The organism is Mycobacterium bohemicum DSM 44277 (genome assembly GCF_001053185.1).
Classification (GTDB): Bacteria; Actinomycetota; Actinomycetes; order Mycobacteriales; family Mycobacteriaceae; genus Mycobacterium; species Mycobacterium bohemicum.
Map to the genome: position 1 here is coordinate 2,226,159 of NZ_CSTD01000001.1, position 9,118 is coordinate 2,235,276.

At 69.4% G+C, this 9,118-nt stretch carries 7 protein-coding genes, 1 tRNA gene and 3 pseudogenes; 7 read left to right on the top strand and 4 right to left on the bottom strand.

Annotation, left to right across the window (positions count from 1 at the left end; translation table 11 throughout):
* Nucleotide 1 precedes the first annotated feature (1 nt).
* From BN971_RS10020 to era, 4 genes are read left to right on the top strand one after another with little or no spacing between them, the layout of a single operon-like run.
* On the top strand, nt 2-1,036 hold the full coding sequence (locus BN971_RS10020; protein ID WP_085182925.1) for a PhoH family protein: 1,035 nt from the start codon (nt 2-4) through the stop codon (nt 1,034-1,036).
* Nucleotides 1,033-1,566, top strand: a complete 534-nt coding sequence (ybeY, locus tag BN971_RS10025; protein ID WP_085182924.1) for an rRNA maturation RNase YbeY — start codon at nt 1,033-1,035, stop codon at nt 1,564-1,566. The genes BN971_RS10020 and ybeY overlap by 4 nt, the downstream gene beginning before the upstream one ends.
* Complete coding sequence (locus tag BN971_RS10030; RefSeq protein WP_085182923.1) at nt 1,563-2,873, top strand: hemolysin family protein; 1,311 nt, start codon at nt 1,563-1,565, stop codon at nt 2,871-2,873. Before ybeY ends, BN971_RS10030 begins: the two co-directional genes overlap by 4 nt.
* A 16-nt stretch (nt 2,874-2,889) precedes the next feature.
* Nucleotides 2,890-3,789, top strand: coding sequence for a GTPase Era (era, locus tag BN971_RS10035; protein ID WP_085182922.1), 900 nt, complete (start codon nt 2,890-2,892; stop codon nt 3,787-3,789).
* 58 nt (nt 3,790-3,847) lie between these two features.
* Here era and BN971_RS10040 read toward each other — a convergent pair whose 3' ends face one another.
* Nucleotides 3,848-5,305, bottom strand: a complete 1,458-nt coding sequence (locus tag BN971_RS10040; protein ID WP_085182921.1) for an aminotransferase class I/II-fold pyridoxal phosphate-dependent enzyme — start codon at nt 5,303-5,305, stop codon at nt 3,848-3,850.
* Between the two features lie 135 nt (nt 5,306-5,440).
* Nucleotides 5,441-6,472, bottom strand: a pseudogene (locus tag BN971_RS10045) (amidase); the annotation flags it as partial.
* On the opposite strand from BN971_RS10045, the gene BN971_RS10050 reads away from it, so the two are divergent.
* On the top strand, nt 6,360-6,620 hold the full coding sequence (locus BN971_RS10050) for a WXG100 family type VII secretion target (RefSeq protein WP_090350055.1): 261 nt from the start codon (nt 6,360-6,362) through the stop codon (nt 6,618-6,620). The pseudogene BN971_RS10045 and the gene BN971_RS10050 sit on opposite strands and share 113 nt — an antisense overlap.
* Before the next feature lie 131 nt (nt 6,621-6,751).
* Here BN971_RS10050 and BN971_RS10055 read toward each other — a convergent pair.
* Nucleotides 6,752-8,146: pseudogene (locus BN971_RS10055) on the bottom strand (TPM domain-containing protein); the annotation flags it as partial.
* Here BN971_RS10055 and BN971_RS10060 point away from each other — a divergent pair.
* Nucleotides 8,140-8,604 (top strand): annotated as a pseudogene (locus BN971_RS10060) (DNA primase); the annotation flags it as partial. The pseudogenes BN971_RS10055 and BN971_RS10060 overlap by 7 nt on opposite strands.
* Here the strand turns inward: BN971_RS10060 and BN971_RS10065 are convergent.
* On the bottom strand, nt 8,579-8,857 hold the full coding sequence (locus tag BN971_RS10065) for a hypothetical protein (protein WP_085183479.1): 279 nt from the start codon (nt 8,855-8,857) through the stop codon (nt 8,579-8,581). The pseudogene BN971_RS10060 and the gene BN971_RS10065 sit on opposite strands and share 26 nt — an antisense overlap.
* Before the next feature lie 150 nt (nt 8,858-9,007).
* Between BN971_RS10065 and BN971_RS10070 the strand changes: the two genes are divergently transcribed.
* Nucleotides 9,008-9,080 (top strand) — tRNA-Asn (locus tag BN971_RS10070).
* Nucleotides 9,081-9,118: the final 38 nt, after the last annotated feature.

Here is a 9,118-nt window from a genome sequence, read left to right on the forward strand (position 1 = left end):
CGTGACGCCCCGCGAAACTAGCGCTGCTGACGCCCAGGTTCGCAGCAGCATCGATGTTCCGCCCGATCTCGTCGTCGGCCTGCTTGGCTCCGCGGACGAGAACCTGCGCGCCTTGGAACACGACCTGGACGCCGACCTGCACGTGCGCGGCAACTCCGTCACCCTCAACGGCGAGGCCGCCGACGTGGCGCTCGCCGAACGGGTGATCTCCGAACTGGTCGCGATCGTGGCCAGCGGCCATCCGCTGACGCCGGAGGTGGTGCGCCACAGCGTCGCCATGCTCGTCGGCACCGACAACGAGTCGCCCGCCGAGGTGCTGACGCTGGACATCCTGTCGCGCCGCGGCAAGACGATCCGGCCCAAGACGCTCAACCAGAAGCGCTACGTCGACGCCATCGACGCCAACACCATCGTCTTCGGCGTCGGGCCGGCCGGCACCGGCAAGACCTACCTGGCCATGGCCAAGGCGGTCAGCGCCCTGCAGCGCAAGCAGGTCAGCCGCATCATCCTGACCCGTCCCGCGGTGGAAGCCGGTGAGCGCCTTGGGTTTTTGCCCGGAACGCTGAGCGAGAAGATCGACCCGTATCTGCGGCCGCTCTACGACGCGCTCTACGACATGATGGACGCCGAGCTGATCCCGAAGCTGATGTCGGCCGGGGTCATCGAGGTGGCGCCGCTCGGGTACATGCGCGGTAGAACGCTCAATGACGCGTTCATCGTGCTCGACGAGGCGCAGAACACCACCGCCGAGCAGATGAAGATGTTCCTCACCCGGCTCGGGTTCGGCTCGAAGATCGTCGTCACCGGTGACATCACCCAGGTCGACCTGCCCGGCGGCGCACGGTCGGGGCTGCGATCGGCGATGGACATCCTCGACGACGTCGACGACATCCACATCGCGGAGCTGACCAGCGTCGACGTGGTCCGCCACCGGCTGGTCTCCGAAATCGTCGACGCCTACGCGAAGTTCGAGGAACCGAGCCTCGGGATGAACCGCGCGGCCCGGCGCGCGTCGGGTGGCCGCGGCCGCCGATGAGTATCGAAGTCTCCAACGAGTCGGGCATCGACGTCTCCGAATCCGAACTGGTCAGCGTCGCGCGATTCGTCATCGCCAAGATGGACGTCAACCCAGCCGCCGAGCTGTCGATGGTGCTGCTGGACACCGCCGCGATGGCCGACCTGCACATGCGGTGGATGGACCTGCCGGGGCCGACGGACGTGATGAGCTTCCCCATGGACGAGCTCGAGCCGGGCGGGCGCCCCGACGCGCCGGAGCCGGGGCCGTCGATGCTGGGCGACATCGTGCTGTGCCCGGAGTTCGCGGCCCAGCAGGCGTCCGCCGCCGGGCACACCCTGGGACACGAACTGGCGCTGCTGACCATTCACGGTGTGCTCCACCTGCTCGGCTACGACCACGCCGAACCGGCCGAGGAGAAAGAGATGTTCGACCTCCAAAACCGGTTGCTCGAGGAATGGGTGGCCGACCAGGTCATCGCCTACCAACAGCACCGCCAGCTGGAGCGGGACCGCCGGTTGCTGGACAAGTCAAGGTATTTCGACAGTTGACCGGTATCTCCCAGCTTTTGGGCGCGGTCGCGCTGATCGTTCTGGGCGGGCTTTTCGCGGCGATGGACGCCGCCATCAGCACGGTGTCGTTGGCCCGCGTCCAGGAGCTGGTCCGCGACGAGCGGCCCGGGGCGGTCTCGCTGTCGACGGTGATGGCCGAGCGGCCGCGATACATCAACCTGGTGGTGCTGCTGCGGATCGCGTGCGAGGTCACCGCCACCGTGCTGCTGGTGGTGTTCTTCTACGACAACCTGGGCATGAAATGGGCGGTGTTCGGCGCCGCGGCGATCATGGTGGTGACCAGCTTCGTCGTCATCGGGGTGGGCCCGCGCACCCTGGGCCGTCAGCACGCCTATTCCATCTCGTTGGCGACCGCCCTTCCGCTGCGGGTGATCTCATGGCTGCTGATGCCGCTGAGCCGGCTGCTCGTGGTCCTCGGTAACGCGCTGACCCCCGGGCGGGGACTGCGCAACGGGCCGTTCGCCTCCGAGATCGAGCTGCGCGAGGTCGTCGACCTGGCCCAGCAGCGCGGCGTCGTCGCCGCCGACGAGCGCCGGATGATCCAGTCGGTGTTCGAGCTGGGCGACACCCCGGCCCGCGAGGTGATGGTGCCGCGCACCGAGATGATCTGGATCGAAAGCGACAAGCTCGCCAGCCAGGCGATCAACCTGGCCGTGCGCAGCGGCCACTCGCGCATCCCGGTCATCGGCGAAAACGTCGACGACATCGTCGGGGTGGTCTACCTCAAAGACCTTGTCCGGCAGACATATCTGTCGGAGGACCGGGGCCGCGCCACGACGGTGGCGCAGGTCATGCGCCCGGCGGTATTCATCCCGGACTCCAAGCCGCTGGATGCCCTGTTGCGGGAGATGCAGCGCGACCGGATCCACATGGCGCTGCTCGTCGACGAGTACGGCGCGATAGCCGGACTGGTCAGCATCGAGGACGTGCTGGAGGAGATCGTCGGCGAGATCGCCGACGAGTACGACCAGGCGGAGACCGCGCCGATAGAAGACTTGGGCGACAAGCGTTTCCGCGTCTCGGCCCGGCTGCCGATCGAAGACGTCGGGGAGCTCTACGGGCTGGAGTTCGACGACGATCTCGACGTCGACACCGTCGGCGGGCTGCTGGCCCTGGAGCTGGGCCGGGTGCCGCTGCCGGGCGCCGAGGTGGTCTCGCACGGGCTGCGGCTGCACGCCGAGGGCGGCACCGATCACCGGGGCCGGGTGCGCGTCGGCACCGTGCTGTTGAGCCCCGCCGAACCCGAGGCTTCGCCCAACGGTTCCGACGCCGGGAGATCGCAGTGACGGGGCGCGGGGTGAGATGAGCGGGTTCCGTTCGGGCTTCGTGTGTTTGGTCGGCCGGCCCAACACCGGGAAGTCGACGCTGACCAACGCCCTGGTGGGCACCAAGGTGGCGATCACCTCGAAGCGGCCCCAGACCACGCGGCACACCATTCGTGGCATCGTGCACCGCGAGGACTGCCAGATCATCCTCGTCGACACCCCCGGCCTGCACCGCCCCCGCACGCTGCTGGGCAAGCGGCTCAACGATCTGGTCCGCGACACCTACGGCGAAGTCGACGTGATCGGTCTGTGCATCCCGGCCGACGAGGCGATCGGGCCCGGGGACCGCTGGATCGTCGAGCAGATCCGTTCTACCGCACCGAAAACGACGCTGGTGGCCATCGTCACCAAAATCGACAAGGTACCCAAAGACCGCGTCGCCGCGCAGCTGGTCGCGGTCAGCGAACTGGTCGGCGGCGAGGCCGAGATCGTCCCGGTGTCGGCGGTCGCCGGCCAGCAGGTCGACGTGCTGATCGACGTGTTGGCCGCGGCGCTGCCCGAAGGCCCGGCGTATTACCCCGACGGTGAGCTGACCGACGAACCCGAGGAAACCCTGATGGCCGAGCTCATCCGCGAGGCCGCCCTGGAGGGGGTTCGCGACGAGCTGCCGCATTCGCTCGCGGTGGTCATCGACGAGGTCAACCCTCGGGAGGACCGCGACGACCTGATCGACGTGCACGCCATCCTCTACGTCGAGCGGGACAGCCAGAAGGGCATCATCATCGGCAAGGGCGGCGCCCGGCTGCGGGAAGTCGGCACCGCGGCGCGCGGCCAGATCGAAAAGCTGCTCGGCACCAAGGTCTACCTCGACCTTCGCGTCAAGGTCGCCAAGAACTGGCAGAGCGACCCCAAACAGCTTGGTCGGCTGGGCTTTTAACGACTGAAGGTTGGGGAAGGGGCCCGGGTGATGTCGCGTCCGCGCGGCCCGATAGGGGTCAGGCCAGCACGCGGACCGTCTGCATCGACGGATCCGCCGCGTCCGGCAGGTTCATGCCGGCGCGCACGCCGGTGCAAAGATATTCCAGCACGGCCTGATTGAGGCGCTCGCCCGGCACGACGGCGGGGATGCCGGGCGGATACGGCGTGATCTGTTCGGCGGCGATCCGGCCCGCGGCCTTTTCGGCCGGCACCGCCTCGACGCGCCCGAAGAACGCGTCGCGCGGAAGGTCGACCGTTTCCAGCTGCAACTCCTCCGGCGACGGCAGCGCGATGCGCGGTGGCGGGTCGAAGCCGTCGGCCGCCTTGCGCCACGCCCAGAGCGCGTCGACGAGGCGGCGCGCCGACTTCTCGTCGTCGGCCATGGACAAGGTGGCCAGGATGCGGCGGTGATCGGCCATCCCGACATCGATGCGGGCGTTCGCACGCAGCCAGTCGGCGGCCTGATAACCGGAGGTGCCCGTCGCCGACACGTCCACCAACACCTGCAGCCGATCCAGGTCGTGAGACGCCTGCACCCCGAGCAACTCGTCCTCGAGCACCTTCACGTCGGGAATCAGCCCGATGTCCGCCCGCAACTGCCGCGCCAAAGTCAAAGCTTCGCGGAGCAATTCGTGACCGCGCTCGACCATCTGGCGCCGCCACCCGTCCATCGCGGCATACACCATGACGTTGGGGCTGGTGGTCATCAGCAGGTCGGCGCAGGCGGAAAGCCGGTCCTGGTCGATGAGGTCGCCCTGCAGGTGAAACACCGAGCCCTGCTCGAAGCCGGCGCCCATCTTGTGCACGCTGACCACGCAGACGTCCGCGCCGGCATCCATGGCCCAGGTCGGCAGGTCCTCGTGGAACGGCAGGTGCGCCCCCCAGGCCTCGTCGATGATCAGCGGCTTGCCCCGCCGGTGGCAGACCTCGGCGATACCCGCGATGTCGGCACACGTGCCATACGGGCTCGGGCTGACGACGAGGGCGCCCGCGGCGTCGGGGTGTTTGTTCCACGCCTCCTCGACGTCGTCCGGGGACGGGGGGTGCGAGAAGTGCCGCTCCGCGTCCCAGCGGGGCGTGATCCACCGTGGTTGCACTCCGGAGAAGATCAAGCCTGCCACGATGGATTTGTGGCTGTCCCGGCTCAGCAACAGGCTGCCGTCACCGCCGGCCACGGCCATCATCGCGGCCTTCACCGAAAGCGAACTGCCGCAGGTGGAAAACCACGCGACGTCGGCACCCACGGCCGCCGCCATCAGGTCCTCCGCGTGCTTGAGGTACTGGTTGCTGGTCCTGCGGTCGTCCAGGCCGCCGCTGGCCAGCACGTCGTTGCGGAACGTCTCCCGGCCCAGCACCGCCAACACGCGGTCATCCGCGCCGCGACCCTGTCGGTGACCCGGCGGCGTGAAGCCGTACCGATTCTTGCGCCGGTAATCGGACAGAGCCTCGAGCAGGGGAGCGTTCGATTGGTCCATGCCGGGGGGTTACCCGCGTTGCCCGGTGTTGTCACGGGTCATTCGCAAAAGTCCGGCGGGCTCAGCGACCGCGCACCTCGGTCAAGGAAGTCGCGACCCCGCAGAAGCGCGTAACTCCTTGCGGTGCTTGCGTTTTCAGCGCCTTGACGGCGGCGCGCCCGAAACCGGGGGAGCGTCAGTACCCTGGTTCCACCACACCTGGGGCTGTTTTGCCGCCCACCCGCACACGGCCTCCAGTTCGGCGGCAAGCGAAATCAGCATGCCCTCGCTGTTCGCCGGGCCCATCAGTTGCACGCCGATCGGCAGCCCGTCGGAGGTGAACCCGGCCGGCACGTTGATCGACGGCCACCCCAGCACGTTCCACGGCCAGGTGACCGGGCAGGCGGCGATCATGGCGCGGTCGGTGCCGTAGGTGCCCATTCGGTCGAACGACCGCGCCAACGGCGGTGGCTGGGCGGTGGTCGGCGCCAGCACCACGTCGACGATGTCGAATATCGAGCCCACTCGCCGCCGGTCGGTGTCCTCGTGCAGGCGAGCGCTGCGCAGGATCGCTTCCCCGAGGACGTGCCCGAGGCGCAGGTTGGCCTGCGTTCGGGGGTCCCACACCACCCGGTCGCCCAGGCGCTCCTCCCAGTCGCGCAGCCCGGCGGTGGACCGGACGAGGAAATCCCACGACAGCCGCTTGCCGTAATCGGGATTGCCGGTCACCACGGTATGGCCGAGCAATTCGAGTTGCTTGCCCACGGCGCGCGTCGCGGCCAGGATCTCCGGGTGCAGCTTCGCCCGGAAACCGGTGTACGGAAAGCGGGTTGACAGGGCGATGTTCAGCGGACCGGGCGCGATGCCGACGTAGTCCGATGCCGTCAGCGGCGGCGGTTGATGCCGCTCGCCCTCGACGTTCCCCGACGCCGCGTCGAGCACCAGCGCCGCGTCGGCCACCGTGCGGGCCAGCACCCCGTTGACCGTCAGGCCGTTGAACGCCTCGGGCAGGGGCCAGGTGGAGATGCGTCCGCGCTGCGGTTTGATGCCGACCAGGTGCGTCCAGGCGGCCGGGATGCGGACGCTGCCGGCGCCGTCCGAGCCGATCGCGGCGGCGTCGCTGGAGCAGGAGCACCAGGCCATCGTTCGTGATGTGCTGGCTGCCGGTGACTTCTGGGGCGGCGCCGGTTCGGTGGCCTGCCAGGAGTTCATCACCCAGTTGGGTCGTAACTTCCAGGTGATTTACGAGCAGGCCAACCAGCACGGCCAGAAGGTGCAGACCGCTGGTAGCAACATGTCCAGCACCGACAGCGCCGTCGGCTCCAGCTGGGCCTGACATCATCGATTAGCGGCGGCGCGCCGCATCCGGCGCGCTCCCTCGCTTGATGAGGCAAGGTTGTGCCCCCGGGTACCAGGTACCCGGGGGCACGATCCTGTTCAGGGGCACCCAATTCAACGCTGCCGCGGTCAGAATCGGCCGCCGCCACCCATCAGCCCCCCGCCGGACGAGCCGCCAGGTGAACCCCCGTAGGACGTCGGGGTCCAGCCGCCGAACCCGCCCCGCATGCCCCCACCGAGCAGGTCGCCGAGGATGAGCCCGCCGACCATCGCCCCCATGTCGCTGCCGCCGCGGCCCGCGTACACCTGCTGGGCCGCTCGGACGTCGTCGTTGGCGAGCGACTGCGCCTGAGCCGCCAGCGTCGACGCCGTGTTGGCGTGCGCGATCGCCTCGGCCATGTCGGTCGCTTCCTCGTCCCGGGCGGCCTGAAGGTGTCGGGTGGCCTCGGCGACCCGGGTCCGGGCCTCGGGGCCGATGGTGCCCCGCCGCGTGTCGATGTAGTCGGAGACCGCGCGCACCCGCGACTCGGCGGTGAACAACGCCTGCTGGTAGGAGCGGCGCAGCCGCTCGGCGCTGGCCCGCTCCTCGGCGATGGTGGCCAGCGCCCGGTTGAGGTCGGCGTCGGCCCTGGTCAATTGCGCGAACGCGCCGAGCGGATCGGTCGCGCCGCTGCCCCGCGCGTAGTCGACCGCCCGACCCGCCGCGTCGCGCGCCGCCGACAGTTCGCCGCCGTGCGCCGATTTCGCCTTCTGCTCCTTCAGCAGCTCGTCCGCCCGGGCGATGCCCGCCTGGGCGTCGCCGATGAGCGACGGCAGGCCGTCGATGGAATGGCGGATGTCGGCGGCGGCGTTGTCCACCGCGTCGAGCAGCGAGCGCGCCTGACCGAGCGCCGCCTCCGCCGCGCGGACGGCGTCCACCAGGGCGGTCTGCTGTCCGCTCACCGCCCGCACGGCCGCCTCACGCGCCAACCCGATGTTGCGGTCGGCGAACTCCAGCCGCTCCTTGGCGGCTGCGACGTTGCCGGACACCGATGTCAACGCGGCCGGGTCGAATTCGTGGCGCAGCTCGGCGAGCCGCTGAGCGGCCGGGTCGATGCGGGCGGTCAGTTCGACGTACTGCTGGGTGAGCCCGTCGAGCCGCGAGGGGGCGTTGATGACCAGGTCGCGCAATTGCTCGAACGCCTCCCGCTGCGACTCCAGCTCGCGGTCCGCCCGCGCCGCCGACACGATCACCCGGGTGAGCAGCTCGCGCCGCTGCTCGGGGGTCTCGGGGGTGCCGTCGTCGAGTTGCTGGCGCACCGTGAACGCCTGAGCCAGAGCCGCTTTGGCGTTGACGACGGCCTCGGTGAACGGCCGGGTGCGCTCCTCGCCGAACTCGGCGACCGCCACATCGAGCTCGTTCGAGCTGGTGCGCGCCGCATTGTCCACCTCGACGACCATCGAGCGCGACAGATCGTCGAGCGCCTCGAGCGGGATTCCGGCCAGCGCGTCGGCGTCGGTGGGGTCGACGCGCCGGGCCGCAGCGCGAGGCGCTCAAGTCGGCGCTGCAATACCCGGCATTCGCCGGCCCGGTGTTCGACACGCTGACCGTCGAGAGCTTCACCCATCCCGGCTACGCCGCCGTGCGGGCGGCCATCGAGGCGGCCGGCGGCACCTCCAACGGCGTGACGGGCGCGCAGTGGATCGACGCGGTCCGCGGCCAGGCCGCCTCCGACCTGACCGCCGGGCTGATCAGCGAGCTGGGGGTGGAGGTGATCGCGGTCGACGAGGACAGGCTGCCCCGCTACATCGGCGGGGTGCTGGCCCGGCTCCAAGAGGTCTGGATGGGCCGGCAGATCGCCGAGGTCAAGTCCAAACTGCAGCGGATGTCGCCCATCGAGCAGGGCGACGAGTACCACGCGCTGTTCGGTGACCTGGTCGCGATGGAGGCATACCGCCGCAGCCTGCTGGAGCAGGCTAGCGGCGACGATCTGACTGCGTGAGCGCCACGTCTGCGCGCTCGGGGGCCGGCCCCTCGACGATCACGGTCTCGTCGTCGATCTCCGTCAGCGTCACGAACCGGGAGTCGGGCGAGATCCGATCGGCGATCTTGCGGCGCCCGCCTTCGATCATCGACCTCGCCACGGGGCTGCTGGTGAGGGCCCGATACGTGCCGGCGATCTGCTCATACCGGCGACGCCCGGCCTTCGAGCCCAGCACGTAGCCCACCCCGAGCACCACGACATATCCGATCAAAGCGTTCCTCCCGACAATCAATGGTTCCATCCTGCCTCACTCGGCCGGGTGCGCGCGCGTCCGATCCCCCGGCCGGCACGGACGACGGCATAACCCGCTACTTGGGGGAGCGTGGGCCGGTACGCTAGAGTCGTCCCGCGATCGGATTGATCCCCTGTAGCTCAATTGGCAGAGCGTTCGGCTGTTAACCGATAGGTTCCTGGTTCGAGTCCAGGCGGGGGAGCATTGCAGGGTCGATCATCACCGGCTCGACCCCCACAT

What these genes read in the sequence shown, in the direction of transcription:
- BN971_RS10050 (WP_090350055.1), top strand. Translation starts at nt 6,360, where the DNA reads ATGCGGACGCTGCCGGCGCCGTCCGAGCCGATCGCGGCGGCGTCGCTG.
- BN971_RS10040 (WP_085182921.1), bottom strand. Translation starts at nt 5,305, where the DNA reads ATGGACCAATCGAACGCTCCCCTGCTCGAGGCTCTGTCCGATTACCGG.
- ybeY (WP_085182924.1), top strand. Translation starts at nt 1,033, where the DNA reads ATGAGTATCGAAGTCTCCAACGAGTCGGGCATCGACGTCTCCGAATCC.
- era (WP_085182922.1), top strand. Translation starts at nt 2,890, where the DNA reads ATGAGCGGGTTCCGTTCGGGCTTCGTGTGTTTGGTCGGCCGGCCCAAC.